This window comes from Oceanococcus sp. HetDA_MAG_MS8 (assembly GCA_019192445.1).
Classification (GTDB): Bacteria; Pseudomonadota; Gammaproteobacteria; order Nevskiales; family Oceanococcaceae; genus MS8.
Map to the genome: position 1 here is coordinate 208,241 of JAHCMK010000002.1, position 20,029 is coordinate 228,269.

Below are 20,029 nucleotides of genomic sequence, written 5' to 3' on the forward strand. Positions count from 1 at the left end.
GCTTTTTTTTTCGAGCAAGGGACGACTCAAGCCGCTGACTCGATCTTGAGCTTCCACACCTTCGGGCCGGTTTCATGCACCGACTCGCCGCTGGCATCCACGGCCACGGTCACGGGCATGTCCTTGACCTCAAACTCATAGATGGCTTCCATGCCTAGCTCGGGGAAGGCCACCACTTTGGAGCCGACGATGGCCTTGCTGACCAAATAAGCGGCGCCGCCAACCGCCATCAAGTAAACGGCGCCATGCTTTTTGATGGCTTCGCGGGCCACGGGGCCGCGTTCAGCCTTGCCCACCATCCCAATCAGGCCGGTTTTTTCCAGCACGGTGTCGGTGAACTTGTCCATGCGGGTGGCTGTGGTGGGGCCGGCTGGGCCCACCACTTCGTCACGCACGGGGTCAACCGGGCCCACGTAGTAGATGAACTTGCCTTTGAGGTCCACCGGCAGCTCTTCACCCCGGCTGAACATATCCACCATCTTCTTGTGCGCAGCATCGCGGCCGGTATACATCTTGCCGGAGAGCAGCAGCACATCGCCCGGCTTCCATTGCTGGGTGTCTGCGGCAGTGATGGTGTCCAGGTCCACGCGTTTGGCATCCCCGGCTTCGCGCGCGATCACTGGCCAGTCATCCAGGCTGGGCGGGGTGAGTACCGCCGGGCCGGAGCCATCCAGAGTGAAGTGAGCATGGCGGGTGGCCGCGCAATTGGGAATCATGGCCACGGGCAGGTTGGCCGCGTGGGTGGGGTAGTCCTTGATCTTAATATCGAGAACGGTGGTCAGGCCGCCCAAGCCCTGGGCACCAATGCCCAAGGCATTCACCGCATCCATGATATCCAGCCGCAGTTCTTCGATACGGCTGTTGGGGCCGCGCTGGCGCAGCTCATGGATGTCGATGGGGTCCATCAGAGATTCTTTGGCCAGCACCATGGCCTTCTCAGCAGTGCCGCCAATCCCCAGCCCCAACATGCCTGGCGGGCACCAGCCGGCGCCCATGGTCGGCACAGTTTTGACCACCCAGTCCACAATGGAATCGGAAGGGTTGAGCATTACAAACTTGGACTTAGCCTCGGAACCACCGCCCTTGGCCGCCACCTTCACGTCCACGGTATTGCCCGGCACCAGCTCCATGTGGATCACCGCCGGGGTGTTGTCGCGGGTGTTCTGCCGCTTGCCGGCAGGGTCGGCTAGAATCGAGGCCCGCAGCACGTTATCGGGGTGTTGGTAGGCGCGGCGAACGCCTTCATTCACCATCTCCGCGACGCTCATCTGCGCCTCAAAGCGCACATCCATGCCGACTTTTAAGAACACCGTGACGATGCCGGTGTCCTGACAAATCGGCCGGCGGCCTTCGGCACACATGCGTGAGTTGATCAGAATCTGCGCCATCGCATCCTTGGCCGCCGGGTTCTCTTCCTTTTGCCAAGCTTCATGCACCGCCGTGATGAAGTCCTTGGGGTGGTAGTAGGAGATGAACTGCAGCGCGTCAGCAATGGACGAGATGAAGTCGTCCTGGCGAATGGTCGTCATGGCGGGGTCTATAAGTCTGGACTCAACCCGTATTGTACGGCCCGCAGGAGCCCTCTAGCGATGTCATGGTCGAGCGACTAGCCTCAAATCGCTAGGGCGCTCAGCGCCGCGGCTGCAATAGCGCATCGACGGCGGCTAAATCGGCACGACCCAAGCTGCCAACGGCAGCGGCCAAGCGCAGCCGACTGAGCAAATAACGGTGACGAGCTTTGGCCAAGTCCGACAGGGCTTTGCGTTCCTGGCCACGCACGGCGAGTTGATCCGCCAGAGTCGCAAGCCCGCTGCGGTAGCGACCATCTTGAGCATCAACAGCCGCTTGCGCCGAGCGCAAGGCACGCCGACTGGCAGATAACTGCACCACGCCCGTGACCACCCCGTCATATGCGTCACGGGTCGCGCGTTCTGCTTCGCGGCGCGCCGCTAGCAACTCGGCGTCACGCTGCCCCAGCACATGGTCAGCGACACGCACTTTTGCCAGGGTGGCCCCACCATCAAACACGGGCACGCCCAAGCGCAGCTCAATGCGGGAATTTTGAGCCTCACGGCCCAACTGAAATTCGCTGGTATCGCTGTAAGCATGCTCGGCTTCTAAACGAAGTTTGGGCCAGAGTGAACGCTTACGTTCGCGCAGTTCGGATTGGGCCAAATCGCGCGCAATTGTGGCCTCCGCTACCACAGGGTTGGCCTCCAAGGCCTGCTCTACCCAAGGCTCAGGGCTGGCAGGCTGTGGGTTGTCCGCCGGAATGGGGCTGGCAAAACGAGTAGGCACGTCTGGCACCCGGCCCAAGAGCTCACGAATACCTTCACGCGCCGAGCGCAGCGCTGCAGCAGCGGTAATTTCGTCGGCCGCAGCGGCATCGCGTTCGGCTTCGACCAGCGCCAATTCGGCTGCGGTTGCCAAGCCCAGCTCCAATCGCGAAGCGAACTGGTCACGCTGCTGGTCCATGGCCTGCAAATGGGCCACGGCGTAATCCAAGGCGACCACAGCCTCCAACCACAACACATACCGCTGGGCCACTTCCAGAATCATCTGCTGGTTGGCGACCAAATAATTCAGCTCGGCCCGCGCCTGGGTTTGCTTATATTGCGCCCAGCGCTCCCAGGCGGCCAAATCTAATACCGGCTGGACCAGCCGCACACCCGCATCAGTCACATTGCCGAGCAGGCGCTGCTCCTGAATAAACGGGGACTGGGTGTCGGTGGTGTCCACCCGCAGGCGTCCATAGCCGCCCTCGATTCCTACCTGGGGCAATAACCCCGCCCGGGCAATGCCAGCCTGCGCCAGGGCTGCTTCACGCTCTTGCGTCGCTGCCAGCAAGGCTGGAGCCTGCTGCGTAGCCTGATCGTAGATGGCGAGTAGTAACCCCGCCCACGCAGCCGGCGTGGTTACTATCAAACCAGCCAGCCACACAATGCGCCAAACCGGTTGCGACTTCCCCATGGTCCTATTCATTCCTTTACCAAGCCCGCCCCAAACAGGCTAAAGCGCTACGAAAATGTGAGTGTGGCACAGCCCCACATAGCCACCCTATTCGGCCACTGCCAAGGGCCCAAGTCCAGGGGCACCTCAGCGAAATGGCACAGCTCAAAGCACTACTTTTGAGCGGCCCTCGAGCCCTTGGCCAATGATGGCCAAAGCGGTGCGCTTAGTCATGCTGGGCGAAGAAGGAAAACACCATCTCCGTGGCATCCACATCTTGCCGGTTCGGCCCAAGCATTCGTTTGAAGAATGTTTTGCCGCCTGGCCACTGGTGACCCACCTTTTGCACCCCGCACCACCGCAGCGGTGCCTTGCTGCACTGCATCTCCTGACAACTACTTGGCCCACTCAAAGACTTGGTCGAGCTGCTGTTACACGCATTGGGCTTGGCATAGGCCTTCACCACCTCGGCCATAGCTGGACGATAACTACCGTCGAATTCGCCACCGTCCCACAGAATGCGCTCGTCGTCTCGCCCCTGCATCAACAAGGCCGGTACCGCTTGCCGAATGGGGTAGGACTTCAGCATGGGGCCACCTGCGACGGGTGCGATGGCATCAAAGGTGCCGGGAGCTTCCACCATAATGCGGTGGATGAGCATGGAGCCATTGGAAAAGCCGGTTGCGAACACTGCCCCATTGCCAATACAGGCTGAGCTTTTGACGGCCTGAATGGCGGCTCGAATAAATGCCACATCATCGATCTTGGCTTCCATGGCAGGGCCGCAACAGTTGCCGGCATTCCAGGTACGTTTGTAGCCGTCCGGAAGCAGCAGCACCATGCCGTACTTATCTGCTGCGGCATAGAGCTCAGCTTGTTTGGCGAAAATCTCGCCGGTGCCAAGGCCGCCGTGCAAGCCCACCACCAAGTTACGATTGTTACTCGGGGCACTGGGCGGCACGTATACGGTATAGCTACGGTCTTGGTCGCCACTGCGCAGGCTGTGCTCACTGGCACCAGTTTGGTCAGCAGCACTATCTGTAGCACAACCGGCGGCCCAAGCGGGCAGGCCTGCACTGAGAATCAGCAGGACCAAGGCATGCTTCCAACTCATGAGGCCACCTGCTGCAACTGTCCGGGCAGGCTGCGTAACCAAGCTTGAAGGCGCTCGCGCGTAGCTTGGGGATGAGTCGCGGGAAAGAAATGCCCAGCATGGGCGATTTGCGTGCAATGGGCCTGTGGCAGCAACTGCGCCAATGCCAGTTGGCTAGGCAGACAACGCGACTGAGCACCATAGGCCAGTAGTAATGGTACCTGACGGAGCTGGCTGCGAAGCCGCGCAGGTGTCGCTCCCATCACCACAAATTCGCGCTGGGCTTCGGTCATATCCAGCAGGCGTACAAACTGTTTGGCACTACGCAAGCCACCACGGCCCTGCCCAAAGGGTGTCCACTGCCCCATGGAAGGCAATGGAACTCCAGCGACGGTGGCACGTGCCAAAGCCTCCAAATAGCGAAGCCCTACTTGGGTTTCTCCCTCCCACTCCGCAGGCGTGGCGCGCATCACGGCCTGTTCCAGGCGGCTTAATTCCGGCCCTTCATGCAGCCATTGCTGGGGTTGCAGACGGTTCACACGGGTATCCAACAACGCAAGCCCAGCTATTTTGTGAGGGTGCTGAGCGGCATATTCCAAAGCGACTCCGCCCCCATAGCTATGGCCCATGAGTAAAACCGGGCCCAGCTCTAATGTGTCAATGAGATGGGCCAGGTCCGCAGCCAGCGCAGTTGCGCTATACCCCGTTTCAGACACTCCTGAGTAGCCGTGACCGCGCAGGTCAAACAAGGTGACTCGGTAACCCGCCTGCACCAGCCACTGGGCATGGCTGGCATACCAAAAGGCGCGGTTACTCGCCAAACCATGAACCAACACCACATCAGGGCCGACACCCATCTGCTGATAGGCCAAAGCCACACCGTCACGGTCTAAAGCCGCCATATCAACAGCCCTCCATGGCGATTGCGGGGGTGCGCTCGCTGCGTTTTCGACCACTATGGCCAGGGAGTGGGGCCTGCCAACCATCCTGGCGGCAGTGCTGAACTCTATTTGTCATGCTGATTGTCGCTCCATGTCAATCTGCGTAGAAAGCGCCAGAGCGATCACGCCCTGGGGAATATCGATGCTTTGCCATTGCAGCTGCTGGCCCTGCGGTCCGCGCACCTGCTGGGCGGCTGCTTGGGTTTGCACCTGCCATTGATCCGGCCGTCCCTGCAGGCCGCTGCCCACAGCTTTGGCAGCCGCTTCCTTGGCCGCCCACACCCTGGCTACAAAGTCTGCGCGCTGGTCGGGTTGTAGCCCCAACCATTGCTCACGCTCTGCAGCGCCTAAGGCCGTACGCGCAATGCTGTCGGTGTCCAAATTCTGCGTACACACCAGGTCTACCCCCACCGCCAAACTCGCGTCTGCTGCAACAGCAACGGCTTGACCTTGGTGATGGGCGATAGAGATCGTGACAGGACGCGCTAAATCTCCGGCCTCAACCTGAGGCCGGCCGTCCGCGGCATAGCCAAGTGTGAGGTCCGCTAGGGCCAGGGTTTGACCCCAGCGGGAGGCCAAATCCCGAATCGCTTCCTTGGCCGCAAGCCGTCCAAGTAACCAATCCTGCTGGCGCATACCCTCCAGGCTGTAGAACTGCACGAGCTCAGAGGAACTCAAGCTGAGATGCGCCGCTACCCTGAGCCAAATACCACCGGCCTGGGCCCAAAAATCATCTGGCTGTGCTGGCAGCCAGCGTAGCGCCAAGGGGGCTTGGCCCGTGTCCAAGCCCTGGCTTAAAGCCTGGCTTTGCGGGGCGCTGCGCCAACGGGTGAAGCGAGGGTCAACCGCAAATTTGCGATCACTCCAGCCGCGAATGTTGGCCCATAGCCCGCCGCGACCATCGCCGACCTGCCAGTGGGCAGCGAAGGTGGTTGCAGAGGTCGCGTCGAAGCGGCCGGTAGACGGCAGCTGCTCGCCCGCCGACGGCGGTGGCGCATAGAGATCAATCTGGTCGATGGCATAGGGGAAGCAATTGAAGCCCGCGCGCTCCTTCTCACTCAGCCAATATCCGGCCAGCTGGCCTACGGCATCCAGCAAGATGGGGTCGGTTTCCCAAGCATGTACTTGCCCCGTCTGCACGCAATCCGCCAAGGGCTTAACCACCAGATCAGCCGCAATCGCGTGTTCATCCCAGCCGCTTAGGCGCGCCACCCCCTGCAGTCTGGGGCCATGAAACATTCCCCGGCTGTAGAGTTGATCAGGCGGGTTGTCGCGGATGGGCTGATTCGCCAATACGGGCTCCATGGCCACAGCCGCGGGATAGGCGGGGGCAAACACACAGACCACGCTGAAAGCCGCGCCCTTACCGCCATCATCGAGTTCGCATTGAACCCGCACTTGCTGCGCGCCCTGCTCTAGGCGCTGCGCCCGCCCGGTCAAACTTCTAGGGCCGTGATCCAGCGCCAACCAGCGTTGTCCGCGCGCCTTAGCGAAGCCCACCAAGGGCCAACCCTGTGGAGCCAGACTGCGGGCCAACTGGGCAGCCATTTCCAAACTGAAGGTAAAGGGAACGACGGCTAAGGCCGTACGCTCAGCTTCCTGCAGTGATGGCGCTGCGCCCAGGGTGTGATCCTGCAAATAAAGCTGCTGAAGGGGGTCGAGCAAAAATCGGCCCTGGGCCTGCTCAGCATCAACCTCGGGCGCCGCAGCCAAGAGCGGGCCATGGCTCGTCGCTGGATGACTGACCGCCGAAGCAGTGCCCACGCCTCCCCGCTCCATGGCCGCCAATACCCGAGATTGCTGGGCCAAAAACTCCTGCATCAGGCTGAAGTGTTGCTGTAGCACCGGCTGTTGGCCGGGCTCGGGCGCCAGGGGCAGGGCTGCTGCTGGCGATACGGCCGGGCGTTCTGCCGTCGGCGTCACTGACCTTGGCTGCTGCGCTGGGGCAACATTGAGGCCGTTTGTGACTAGAGCCGGATCAGGGCTCGACACTGGAGCCGAGGCGACAACAGACTCTTGCTCCGTGGAGCGAGGCTGCCAATCAGGCACCAGATCTTCGGGCCAGTGCAGCATGGGCAGCACCGTCGCCAATGCTGGGTCGGGCTTGGGCTCCTCCACGCTATTCGCTTCGGCGGCACGCAGAACTGGCGCCAAATCCACGGCATGCCCGGCCACCCAAATCTGACCTAAAGCTGCCAGCAGGCCCTGCTGATCGTCTTGGCGCCGACTATTGGTTGCAATGCTAATCGCCTGGCCGTCATGGGCCTTGAGGCTGTCCTGTACAAAGGCGCTGAGATTGGCGCTGGGCCCCACCTCTACAAAGGTACTCACGCCTGCGTCTAAAAGGGTTTGCACGGCCTGCCGAAAGCGCACCGGCTGCGACCACTGAGCACAGGCCAAATCACGCATGGTGTCGGCATCGCTGGGAAACCAATCCAGGCTGGCGCAGGACAACACCGGCACCTGCGTAGGCTGCATGTGGACCTGGGCAAAGGCCTGACGAAATGCCTGCGTCACCGGCGCGAAGTGTTCGGTGTGATAGGCCCGGTCGAAAGGCAAACTGGCCACAATGCCCCCAGCTGTGACCAAGGCTTTTTCCACCGCTGCCGCATGCTCTTCAGCCACAAAAATCACAGCTTGGTTGGGGCAATTGTCCATGGCCACGCAGGCCACTTGCGCGAAAGGCTCCAATGCTGCCTCACGGGCTGCTGCGTCTAAGGCGCCTACGGTTAGCAAGACTCCCGTGGCGATCTGCCCCTGAGAGAGCAGCTTTTGGTACACCGTATTCAGGGTGCGGGTCAGGCCGCGCAAGCCTTCGGCATCAATCTCTCCAAAAGCGCCAGCAGCCACCAAGGCCGCATGTTCACCTGTGGAATGACCAATGATGGCATCGGGCTGAACCTGGCACTGACGTAACAAAGCCAGCAGCCCAGCACTGGCCGCAAAAATGGACTCCGACGCCATGTCCATTTCGTACAGGCGTGACTCCAGACTAGCCCGCTGACCATCATTCAGGGCAGTTGGCGCTGGAACCAAAGCATCCCGAGGCCGGAGCGGCTGACTGGCATCGGCATTGCTTTCTACAAAATCTAGCCATTCCCGCAGAGCGGGGAAGCGACGCGCCAAGGACTCCAACATACCGGGGTACTGCGCCCCTTCGCCCGGGAAGAGCAATGCCAGCTTGCCCGGCGCCGCACCGACTCCATAGGCCGCGCCACCACGGGTGGCGGTGAAGCCTGTGGCCTTGTCCAAGCGCTTGCGCAGGGCTTTGAGCTTCTTACTCAGATCCGCAGGCGAAGTAGCGGCTACGGCAGCGCGATGCTCGGCCTGCGCAGGATGGCTTTGCAACGTTAAGAATGCCCCGCCATCTGCAGCCGCAATGGCCTGATCCAGTTGCGCGGCCAAGTCATCACGGCTGGCTGCCGCAAAGCAGAACAACTCCGCGTCATGCTCTTGCAGGCGCACCGGCATTTGCACCAGGGCGCGCTGGCTGTGTGGCTGATACTCCTCCACCACCAAATGCGAGTTCACTCCGCCAAAGCCGAAGGCATTGATGCCGGCGCGACGGGGGCTGCGTGGGTCGTGTAACCAGGGCCGGGTCTCGGTGTTGACGTAAAAGGCGCTGCTCTCTAACTCCAGCTCTGGCGACACCTCTTCGCACAGCGTGGGTGGCAGCACTTGGTGATGTAGCGCCAAGGCTGTTTTCATCAGCGCGGCACTGCCAGCCGCGGGTAAGCAATGGGCGATCATGGATTTGACCGAGCCAATAGCAATGCGCGGCGCTGGGCCCGTTCTTTCTCCAAACACGGCGCGTAGCGAGCCAATCTCTGTCGCATCGCCCAGAGGAATGCCCGTGCCATGGCACTCAATGAGATCCACGCTGGCCGGGTCAACGCCGGCATTCTCATAACCGCGGCGTATGGCCAGCACCTCACCCTCGGGGCGGGGAGCGAGCAAGCCCTTAGCCTTACCATCAGAGGAGGATCCAATGCCGCGAATAACGGCATAAATACGATCCTCATCGCGCTGAGCATCGCTTAAGCGCTTGAGTACGAACAGACCCGCGCCTTCGCCCAGCAGGGTGCCCCCAGCTTGGTTGGAAAAGGGCCGTAAGGGGCCGCGCGAGATAGCCCCCAATTGGCAGAAAATCATCACAATTTGCGGCGGTGTTGACGCTTGCACACCGCCACTGATCATCAAATCAGCCCGGCCGCTTTGTAGCTCACGAACCGCGTGATCCAGGGCAATTAAGGTCGAGGCGCAGGCCGCGTCCAGAATATAGTTGGGCCCCATCAAGTTGAGCCGGTTGGCGATCAAGCCGCTGGTGACATTGGGCACCAAGCCCGGAGCCATTTCTGTATTAAACGGGGGAAGCTGAGCTTTGAGCGCCTTACGCACTTGGCGCAATTCAGCCTCGCCTAGGTCGGGCCGGGCCTGAGCCAGCAACTGCAGGGTTTGATCAATGACCAATCCATGCTGGAGCAAGTTGGTATAGCCGCGATTGATATAGGTGCCACGTCCTAAGATGACCCCAGCCCGGCTGCGGTCGAAGTCAGCGTCTAGGTAGCCGGCATCTTCAAGCGCATCGCTGGCCAATTTCAGAGCCAAAAACTGATCTGGCTCGCCACCATCGACTGCGCGGGGCATGATGCCGTAGCGCATCGGGTTAAAGCTGGCGCCGCCCCTGAGGAAGCCCCCCTTGCGGTTGTAGATGCGGTCGTTGGCATCCGAGTCCGCATCGAAAAAAGGCCCTAACCAGTCCTCCGGCGCGTCACTGACGGCATCCACTTTATTCAGCACATTGGACCAAAACTGGTCTTTGTTGGAGGCGCCGGCGTAGGTGCCCGCCATACCCACAATGGCAATAGGCTCACTCATGCAGAGGCTCCGGCCAAGCGATTCAGCGCCGCCGAAGTGGTGCCTTGAGCCTGCTCTATGCACAGACGAAGCTGCCCTTGGGCATCCAGTATCCAGGCATCGTATTCCAGGGCCGTCGTGCTGGCTTCACGGATTCGCAGGCGCAGTTGCAGTGGTCCTTCCAAAGGACCATCGCCCAGCCGGCGGACCCGACCGATACGCGAGGGCAGCACCGTGGCATCTTGCTGATCACGGGTCCATACGATGGCCATCTGGGCAACGGCGTCGAGGACGCCGGGGTCGAAGAGCCAGCCATTGCGGGCACCACGAATCCACTGGCTGGCGCAGGATGGCATCAACACCGCATCCAGGCCCTCGGGCTGTAGCGCGCTGATGGTCTTCACCAAGTGAAAGCGGGGTCCGTGGAAGAGCCAATTGGCATAACTCGCCTCAACGTCCATGGGCCGGGATGGCAATGGCGCGGGAGTCTCGGGCACGGGTTCATTCAGGGCTGTTTGCAGCAGGCGCACCCGCGCCCGATACCGGGTGTATTGGCGTTTGCTTTCTTTAAGCTCCAAGGTCAGCCATTGGTCATCGACGCCGGAGTGGCTGGACGCGCGCACCTTGCACTCCACATCCAAAGCCTGATCGGCCTCGAGTTTGACCCCCGACAAGACCTGTAAATCGGCAACTTCGTGCACCTGCCAATCGGGCCAGCCGGTGGCTGCCACCTCAGCCATCCACTCTAGGCCCGCCGCAGCCGGCAGCACGGCCGTGCCATCCAAGCGGTGATCATCTAAAAAGGGCGCGAAGTCCAGATCCAGTGAGACCCGATGCAGAAGATGTCCACCGGCACCAATCTGCAAGTCTTTCTGGACAAAGCGTTGGCCCACCACGGGACGCGGCGTCCATGGCCCTTGGCCAAAGACCAGCTCCACCTCTTCGCGCGCGCCGGCCAAAATCTCTAGGCTGAAGCTGGCGGCGCCCGCCTCCAAACCAATCGCTTCGATACCGCGTTCGGCAAACTGCGCGCGTACCGCCGGCGAGGCCATACCGGCATCCCAAGGCCCCCAGTTGAAGGCCTTTACGGTGCACTGCGGCCACTGCTCAGACAAACACCAAGCCCAGCGATTCAGGGCTTCATTGGCACAGGCATAATCCGCCTGACCACGGTTGCCATAGCGCCCCGCCACGGAAGTGAACAAGGCCAACCACTGCGGGGGCTGCTCTTGTAGCGCCGGCAACAAAGCCTACAGCGGGGCAAGCTTGGTCTGGATGACGCGAGCAAAGGAATCGGCCGTTTTATCGGCCAGGAGTTTGTCCTCAATGACGCCCGCCGCGTGAATCACTCCATGCACTGCCCCATGCTGGCTGCGGACCTGCGCCAGCAATTGCTCCATCGCCGCCGCATCGCGGGCATCCATGGCGTGATATTCCACCTGGGCGCCCAAGGACTGCAGGCTGGCAATGCCGGCCGCGACCTCGTGGGCAGCCTCGATACGCCGCAGCTCGGCATCGAGTTCGCGCGGGCTGCGCTTCTCTGCGCTGACCTGAGCCTGGGCGATCAAAGCTTGGCGGATCTGCGCTGTGGTGCCCGAGGGCATATCGGGCGTGGCGGGCTGCGAGCGCCCTAGCAACACCAAGGTAGTCTGCGGCTGCCGGCGCACCCAATCCTGCAAACAGGCCAGGGTGATGCCACGAGCCCCACCCAAGGCCAGAATCACCTGCCCGGCCTGAGGCTGAGCATCCAGGGGAGCATTCAGCGAAGCGCTCTGGGTATGAATGGCAAAACGCCGCTCGCCCATGTACGCCACTTCCACCGGCGCAGCGCGGGTTTGCAGCTCTTTGAGTAGCAGCTTTGCCAGGGTTTGACTGTCCTGACCATCAAAGTCGGCCACCCGGCAACACAGCTCCGGCAGTTCCTGCGCTAGGCACAACATGCCGCCAACCAAGCCGCCGCTTATGGGGTGTGCCACTCCCGGTTCCAAGCGGGCAAAACTGCCGCCTAAACGGGTCGCGACCAACAGACTCCGTCCAGGGCCGGGCTGTAGGCTGGACGCCAATTGGCGCCAGTCTTCCAGCAAGGCCAGAGCAGCCTCTTGGGTTTCTGCCAACAAGGCTGGCAGGTACAGTACCGCGCGCCAATTCTCGGCCAACAAGGCTTTGTAATCGCTGCCTGCTGGCTGAAAGTCCAGCTCGGCGGCATCGGCGCATTGCCCAACCAAAGCTTCTTCCAAAGCCGCATCGGCGCCGATGACCAGTAAACGACCACCCAAGGGAGCCACGCTGGGCGCTGGTTCTAATGCTTCTTGAACCGGACGCTGCCGCGGGATCACCTGCGCTTTCACTGAGCTCTGGGTCGTCGCGGTAGGCGCCGGCGCAGCAGCATCGGCAACAGGACTGGCTGCGGACGCTGGCTGCTCGGCCATGGGTGGCGCCGTCGTGGTGGAGGTTGCCTGCAAGCCCTGCAGACTATTCACCGCCTGTGTCAACGCTCCTAGCGTCTTGGCACGGGTGTATTGCTCCAGATCCGCCTGCATGGCTTCGGCGATATCGGCAGGTAACTGCTTCTGAATGGCGCCGACGATCTCTACCCGCTTGATGGAGTCAATCCCCAGATCGGCTTCTAGGTCGGCTTCGGTGTCCAGCATGTCTGCGGGATATCCGGTTTTATCCGCAGTCACCTCGACCACCAATGCCGCAACATCTAGGGCCTGGCTTGCCGGCTGGGCCGCAGGCTGGCTTGGCGCGACAGTAGCTGGCGCTAAAGCCTGAATGGCAGTGCATAGAGCACTCAAGGTTTTGGCCCGGGTATAGCGTTCGAGCTCGGCTTGCATGGCCTCAGCCAGGGCGGCGGGCAACTGCTTTTGAATAGCGCCTACGATTTCCACCCGTTTGATGGAATCGATACCCAGATCGGCCTCTAGGTCGGCTTCGGCGTCCAGCATCTCTGCGGGATATCCGGTTTTATCCGCGGTCACCTCCAACACCAATGCTGGAATATCTACATCAGCGGCAGGCGCCGCAGTGGATGCCGCCACCGGCAGGCTTGGGCCGGGAGCAGCGGCCTGCGGGGTCAGGGCTTGAATGCGCGCTGTGAGCTCATCCAGGCTCTTGGCCCGGGTGTATCGCTCCAGGTCGGCCTGCATGGCATCCGCCGTAGTGCTGGGGAGCTGTTTTTGCAGCGCGCCCACAATTTCCACGCGTTTGATGGAATCCACGCCCAAATCGGCTTCCAGGTCCGCATGCACATCCAACATATCTGCCGGATAGCCGGTTTTGTCTGCGGTGATTTGTAGCACCAGCGCAGCGATGTCTACGCTAGGGCTGGCCGGAGATGGTGAGGCCGCAGTCTCCACCACGGGCGCCGGCGCTGAAGTCGCTTCGCCGATTAAAGCCTGAATCGCTGAGGCCAGATCGGTCAGCGTCTTGGCCCGGGTATAGCGCTCCAAGTCATCCTGCATAGCGGCCGCTACATCCGCCGGCAACTGTTTTTGAATGGCGCCGACGATTTCCACGCGCTTGATGGAGTCGATGCCCAAGTCAGCTTCGAGGTCTGCTGAGACATCCAGCATGTCCGCGGGGTAACCGGTCTTATCGGCGGTCACCTCGAGCACCAGTGCCGCTGCATCCAGTGCCGCTGGCTCCGCAGCCACCGCTACCGGTGCTGGCGCAGCGGGCGGTGTTGCCAGGGTAGGCGGCCGGGGTTCTGAGGCGGCAGGCACCGCTGCCGGAGTCGAGCTGGGCGCCGCGGAGCTTGGCGCAGGCGTTGCCAGCGGCGTAGGCAGACTCGTAGGCGCATGAGCGGGGACCACGGGTGCCGGCGCCGTCTGATTGAGTGCCATGCTCAGCGCTCGTTCTTGCAGCGCCAAAAACTCCCGCATGGTCTGTTGGTAAGCTGCAAAAGCCGCGGGGTCTAGGCCCGCCGCGGGAAGCTGAGCTGGCGCTGGCGCAGTGCTGGGCGTCGCTGAAATGCCAGCAGGTGTTGGTGGCGTAGGGCCGGCTGCGAGCGATGGCTGCGCGACTGGAGCGTTCTGCTGGGCTTTGGCCACTGCGGCCTCCTTGGCGGCAGCAGTCAAGGCTGGCTGCTTACCAGTTTTGTATTCAGGATCGCGTAGCGGGCGTGCTGCGCCTCCGCTCAGCAAGTAGGCCGTGGGTTTTGGTGGCAGCGGAGCTAGCGCCTGCATCAGTTCTTCCCAGCGACTGCACACACGAGCGCGGCCGGCAAACAGAGCCTGAGCCTGCGCCGGGACGCCGGCCACAATGAGTTGCGCCAAGACCTCAAGAGCCTCAGACACTCCGCCCTGGTCGGCATCCACCGAAAGCACCGCAACCTCCGCGCCCAGGGTTTTGCGCACCATGCCCTGCAAAATCTGCTTAGAGCCCAGCTCCACAAAGTGGGTAATACCATCGGCCTGCATGGCCTGCAGCTGCGCGACAAACTCCACTGGCCCCAGTAGGTGAGCATCGAGCTGATCGGCCAGAGCTTGGGGCTCGGTGGGGTAGGGTTGCCCATTGGCGTTGGCGTAGACCGGTAGCTGCGGTGTGGACCACTGCACGGCTTGTATCGCCGCGGACAGAGGTGCTTGAGCAGCTTGCATCAGAGGGCTATGGAAAGCCCCTGCAACGGGCAGGGGACTGCTCCGTAAACCGGCTTTATCGGCGGCCTGCAGCACCGCATCCACCGCCTGCTGGGTACCGGTGATAACCACCTGCTCAGGGCTATTGTGATTGGCCAAATAGGCCTCTGGTTGCTCGGCCAACAAGGCTTCCACCTCTTCGCGCGGAGCCAATATGGCCGCCATAGCGCCCGGAGCCTGCTGCGCAGCCGAGGCCATGGCGGCGCCGCGTGCAGCCGATAAGCTCAGCATGCTGGAGGCATCGCAAGCTCCGGCCGCATGGAGGGCCACAAACTCCCCATAACTGTGCCCTGCCACGGCCGCCGCTTGGATGCCCAGGCTTTGAAACCAATTCAAGAAGCCTAAGGACAGCGCGCCCAGCGCCGGCTGGGCATAGCGTGTGTCGGTAAGCTGGGCTTGCTGGGCGCGTTGGGCCTCTGCCGAGAAGGCGGATGCCGGCCAGAGCACCGACGAGAGTGGACGCGGCAGCACCTCGGCCAGGACCTGATCAGCTTGCTCCAAGGCCGCCCGTAGGGGTTTGAGATGGAGGGCTGCAGCGCGGCCCCGATCTACCGCTTGAGCCCCCTGCCCTGGGAACAAAAAGGCTAGCTTGGGCGCTTGCTGTGCAGCTGCTTGGCGCAAATAAGCCCCACCCGGCAGAGCCTGCCCTTGCTGCAGATGGGCCAGTACCGCCTGCAGCTGTTCACGCAGCGCAGACTTCGACCCACTGACCAAGGCCAGTAAGCAAGGATGCTGGGGCTTGGCCTGGGCCGCCAGCGACGCCGCCACATCAGCTAATCGCAGGGGGCTTTGGTCTTGAACAGCCTGGGCTAAGGCCTCCAATTTTTTCACTAGTGCAGAGCTGGAATCGGCACTGAGCAAAATCAGCTCATGCGGCCAATCAGGACCACCGACCACGGCCTGCGGGTCGGGATATTCCTCTAGCGCCGCATGGAAATTCGTGCCCCCAAACCCAAAGGCCGACACGGCTGCGCGTCTGGGCTGACCGGGCCGAGCAAGCCAGGGGCGCGACTGTTTGAGCAAATAGGCAGGGGCGTCCTCAGGCTGGAAAGGAGCAATAGGATTGCTGACCCCGTAGTGCCCCGGCAAAACCTGGTGATGCAGGGCCAACGTAGATTTGATTAAGCCCACGACGCCTGCGGCGCACTTGGTATGGCCCACCAAGGTCTTCGCCGAGCCTACTGCTGTGGATTGAGGAGCCGCGCCGTGCTCACGCAAGGTTTCGGTGATGGTCTCGGCCTCAGCCCGGTCACCCACGGCCGTACCGGTACCATGCGCCTCGACATAGCCCAGAGTCTGCGGCCCGAAGCCGGCCTGAGCGTAGACCCGGCGCAAGGCGCGTTTTTGGCCGGCCGGCAATGGTGCGGTCATGCCCAGGGCCTTACCGTCCGATGAGCCTGCGGCGCCTTTGATCACAGCATAAATGCGATCTCCGTCACGCTGAGCATCGGCCAGCCGCTTCATGACAACGGTGGCTACACCCTCACTGATCACAATGCCGTCAGCACTTTGGTCGAAAGTCCGCGGCTGGCCGGTGGGCGACAAAGCCTGCGTTTTGGCAAAACACAAAAAGCCGTAGGGGCCCTGAACGTTATCCACACCTCCGGCAATGGCCACATTGGCGCGGCCCGAGCTGAGCTCCTGGGTGGCCAGAGTAATCGCCGCCAAAGAGGAACCACAGGCCGCATCCACCACGAAGTTCACGCCGCCAAAGTTGAGGCGATTCGCGATACGCCCGGCAGCGACATTGAGCAGCACCCCAGCGAAGGATTCGTTGGTCCACTCGGGTAGACGGTCCCATACCCCCTCATCGGGGTTTTCTACAAAGCGCGGAATTTCGGCCCGCACCCCATATTGCAAACCCAGCTCACCCACGCCGCCACCGGCGCCGAGGATGATGGAAGTGTGCTCGCGGTCGAACTGATCTTTCCAGCCGGTGTCCGCCAAGGCCCGCGCGGTACTTTCCAAAGACAGCAACTGCAAGGGGTCGATGGAGCGCATGGAGGCCGGCGCAATGCCATATTGGGTGGGCTCGAAAACCACATCGTCCAAAAAGCCGCCCCAGCGCGAGTAAATTTTGTCGCGCGCGCTTTTATCGGGATCGAAGTACAAGTTGAGATCCCAGCGCTCTTGCGGCACCTCGGTAATGCAGCTCTCTAAACCAACAATCTTCTGCCAAAAGTCCTCTTTACTCGGTGCTCCGGGCAAGATCATGTTGATGCCAACAATGGCGATGTCTGCCGTAGGTTGGGCCGCAGGCTGAGGCTCTACCGGCGCCGGATATTGCTGCGCTAAAGCCGCCGAGCTGCTCGCGCAGACCTGGGCATGCAAGTCAGCGATGGCCACTTGCTCACTCCGCAACATGGCGACCTGGCCAATCATGTACATGCCATCGCTGCGCTGCGCCGCCACGTCCCGCTCAACCAACTGACCCCGGTCATCACGCTCGGCACCTTTGGAGGCCAAACGCAGCCGCCCCATGTTGAGATCTTCCAGGGCATCGCGCAGAGCTTCGGCCGACAGGCCATCTTTGGCCAGGTTTTGACGCTGGCGGCGAAATTCCTCGGCAAAGGGAGTCGCCGCGCAGCGGGTCGCATGGCCAGGACCCGTAATTAGGTTCCGGGTCGCCGTACACGCGACGGCTTGGGCGGCGAATTCGGGCACGATGGCACCGCTATCCACGATCTCCCGAGTGAATAAATACGCAGTGCCCATGAGGGCACCAATCTTGACTCCCCGCTCCACCAATGGCGCGGCCAAGGCGGCCACCATCTGTCCGCTCAGCGCATCAGAGATGCCCCCGGCAAAGAGCACCTCGACTTCGGCAGCCACAGCTGCGTCGGTGTCGGTGCAAAGCACCGCAATGGCCTGCTCCCACAAGGCAAAGCTGGCCAGCGGACCAATATGGCCTCCGCATTCACGGCCCTCAAAAATAAAGCGCCGGGCTCCTTGTTCTAAATACAGCTTGAGCAAGGCCGGCGAGGGAACATGCAGCCAGGCTGGCACACCCTTACTTTCGAAGCTCGCAGCCTGATCCGGCCGGCCGCCGGCAATTAAAGCCTGGCTGGGCGAGAAACGTTGTACAACCTCCAACTGCTCCTTACGCAGAGCCTCCGGAATAAACCCGAGCAGCCCCACACCCCAGGGCTTATCTCCCAGACGCTGCGTGGTCTCTTGCAGCATGGCCTCTACCTGTGGACCACGCATCAAAGCCAAGGCCAAAAAGGGCATGGCACCCGCTTCAGCCACAGCCTGAGCAAAGGCCGGCGAATCGGATACCCGCGTCATTGGGCCCTGCACCAGGGGGTACGTGGTGCCCTGGCTGCGCGCTAAAGGCGCTCCTTCGGCCAAGGCTTGCTGCTTTGCCGCTAGCTGCAACTGCTGCGGAACCGCCTGCTCGATACGGGCCAGCAGCTGAGCAATGCGGCCGTACTCCGCCGCCAAGCGCGCCGCAATGCCAATGCCCTGACCCACGGGCCACACTTGATCGGCACCCCAGCCCTGCAGGGAACCTAGCTGCGCCACCATCTGCTCGGCGCTGAGCTCACCGCGATCTGCCTGAGATTCAAGGGCTTCCATGCGCTCCAGCGCCGGGGAGCGTGGCGGCGCGAAGCCCCGCCAACAAAGATCTAGCGCCTCACCGAGCAAGCGTGTCTCAGAGCCGTTCAAACGCCCAAGGGTTTGTGCAATGTCTGCGGGCAGGCCGAGTTCCGGAAACAACAGCAAGGCATCATCGAGGAAGGCCCCAGCTGCGTGGCCAGCGGCGCAGGCCGCAGCCGTCGCTGGACCCACTGCCCCACGCACCCAGCAGTTCTGCACCCCCTGCTGCTGCGCCTTTTGTAAAAGCACAAAACTGGTTTCCGCGGCCACCAGGCCGCCGCCCTCATGCCCAGTGAGTAGCAGGCCAGCAAAGCCCTGCACGCTGAGCTGTTCAGCGCTGCGCACTTCGGCCCAGCATTCCATGCCGGCCTGCTGGGGCGGAGTCACCGTCGCCGGCATATATAAACGCAGCTTGCGACCGTGATTGTGAGCCCAGGTCAACACTGTTGACACGCGTGGGTCTGCCGGATCGTCTGCGGCTACGCCGATATAGCCCTGCCCCTGCGCCAGATCTGGAAGCTGCGCCTGCAGCTGCTCAGCCGTGATAGGCGCCGCGCGCAGGTCCAGCACGGCTAAGCGCTGACGTTGGTTGAGGTCCAGCCAGACAGCTACCGACCCAGGCAATGGCGCCAACCAGGCACCGACTTGAAATTGCTCTTGCATTGCAGCCTCCCTGCCGCGGGCAAAAGTGGCGCTAGTCTTGCCCTGACCGTAGTCAGTTCAGGCTTGGCACCGATTACAAAACAATCGCAGACGGCAATTCCCATACTGGCAAGACACTTCCATGACCACTGCAGCAAAGCCGTTCCACTTCGGGCTAACTCGTGCAAATGGCGCCAATGACGGCGTCGAGCAAAAACGGTTTATTCGTCCTTGGCCTTAGTATCCGGGCCCTCAGCAGAAAATCTGTCGACCGGCTCTCGGCAATTGCGTCGGTTTTTTCCTACAGCGATGTCGCCGTTTGACCAGTGGTTTGTCGGCCTATGCCCCGTACTCTATGTGAGAGGCTTTTTCTCAAGGATGGGAGCACACCATGACGACTGCAACGATGCGCGGTTTGGCCGCGATTTTTTCTGTGTCTTTGTTATTGACGGCTTGCGGGGGCGATAACAATGACAATCCCAGCGCCGCTGACGACACCGTCACCGATGCCGCGGATACTCCAGATCAAGCAGCTGAGCCCACGCCTGCTCCCACACCGACACCACCCCCAGGCCAAGCGGGTCAGTTGAATTTAGGCCTGCCTACCGCTGGCAGCCCCGAAGTGACGGTCACAACCGGCCCAGGCTGCTTGCTGTGTAATGTCGAGACACCTGAAGCCGTCATCGATGGCAACACCGACAGCAGCGCACTAGCCGCGCTGAATGTAGCTCTACTCGGCGGGGGTCTGGATAGTGCCGTGAGCATCACGGTGGACCTGGGCACCAGTGTGGACCCAACAGTAGCGCTGCCCTTAGACCCTGAAGACGAGCTCAGTGCCACTCTCAACCCGGACCAGCCAGGCTTCGTGATTTCTTTCCCAGATGTGCAGCTGGTATCACTCAGCGTGTTGCCCACAGTGACCATTGAAGCACTGAAAGATGGTGAAGTGGTTGGTACACCCGGCTCTTATGGCTATGGCTTCTTCGAATTTCTTGCGCTGGGCATCGTCGGCTTCGACATCAACAATGCCCAGGTCTTCTTGAGCGTTGAAGGCGTGGACACCGACTATGACGCCCTGCGCATCTCCTTCAGCAGTGCGTTGATTGATCTACTCATCAACGTCAACGTGCATGAAGTTGGCATTCACGGCTTTACTGGCTCAATCGCGGGCGAGTTCTAAAACCTGCCCTGACTTTGCACTTTGTTGAAGCGCCCTGCGGGGCGCTTTTTTGTGCACCGCACCCGAGCAGGTTGCCGCAGATAGCATGGAGTGACCGGCCCAACGGACTGCAAAATAACTTGCTAGG

Annotated in this window: 8 protein-coding genes; 1 reads left to right on the forward strand and 7 read right to left on the reverse strand. The window is 61.7% G+C overall.

Annotation, left to right across the window (positions count from 1 at the left end; translation table 11 throughout):
- Positions 1 to 26 precede the first annotated feature (26 nt).
- The 7 genes from KI787_03760 to KI787_03790 form a co-directional block, all read right to left on the reverse strand.
- Positions 27 to 1,529 (reverse strand): fumarate hydratase, encoded by a 1,503-nt coding sequence (locus KI787_03760; GenBank protein ID MBV6629050.1) that lies wholly within the window; start codon positions 1,527 to 1,529, stop codon positions 27 to 29.
- Positions 1,530 to 1,629: 100 nt separating this feature from the next.
- Positions 1,630 to 2,970, reverse strand: a complete 1,341-nt coding sequence (locus KI787_03765; GenBank protein ID MBV6629051.1) for a TolC family protein — start codon at positions 2,968 to 2,970, stop codon at positions 1,630 to 1,632.
- A 205-nt stretch (positions 2,971 to 3,175) separates the two neighbouring features.
- On the reverse strand, positions 3,176 to 4,063 hold the full coding sequence (locus KI787_03770) for a hypothetical protein (protein MBV6629052.1): 888 nt from the start codon (positions 4,061 to 4,063) through the stop codon (positions 3,176 to 3,178).
- Positions 4,060 to 4,944 (reverse strand): alpha/beta hydrolase, encoded by an 885-nt coding sequence (locus KI787_03775; protein ID MBV6629053.1) that lies wholly within the window; start codon positions 4,942 to 4,944, stop codon positions 4,060 to 4,062. The genes KI787_03770 and KI787_03775 overlap by 4 nt, the downstream gene beginning before the upstream one ends.
- Before the next feature lie 111 nt (positions 4,945 to 5,055).
- Positions 5,056 to 9,861, reverse strand: coding sequence for an acyltransferase domain-containing protein (locus tag KI787_03780; GenBank protein MBV6629054.1), 4,806 nt, complete (start codon positions 9,859 to 9,861; stop codon positions 5,056 to 5,058).
- Complete coding sequence (locus KI787_03785) at positions 9,858 to 11,084, reverse strand: polyketide synthase dehydratase domain-containing protein (protein MBV6629055.1); 1,227 nt, start codon at positions 11,082 to 11,084, stop codon at positions 9,858 to 9,860. Before KI787_03785 ends, KI787_03780 begins: the two co-directional genes overlap by 4 nt.
- A 6-nt stretch (positions 11,085 to 11,090) precedes the next feature.
- Positions 11,091 to 18,743: an SDR family NAD(P)-dependent oxidoreductase gene (locus KI787_03790; GenBank protein MBV6629056.1), complete on the reverse strand. Its 7,653-nt coding sequence runs from the start codon at positions 18,741 to 18,743 to the stop codon at positions 11,091 to 11,093.
- A gap of 370 nt (positions 18,744 to 19,113) precedes the next feature.
- On the opposite strand from KI787_03790, the gene KI787_03795 reads away from it, so the two are divergent.
- On the forward strand, positions 19,114 to 19,902 hold the full coding sequence (locus KI787_03795) for a hypothetical protein (protein ID MBV6629057.1): 789 nt from the start codon (positions 19,114 to 19,116) through the stop codon (positions 19,900 to 19,902).
- Positions 19,903 to 20,029: the final 127 nt, after the last annotated feature.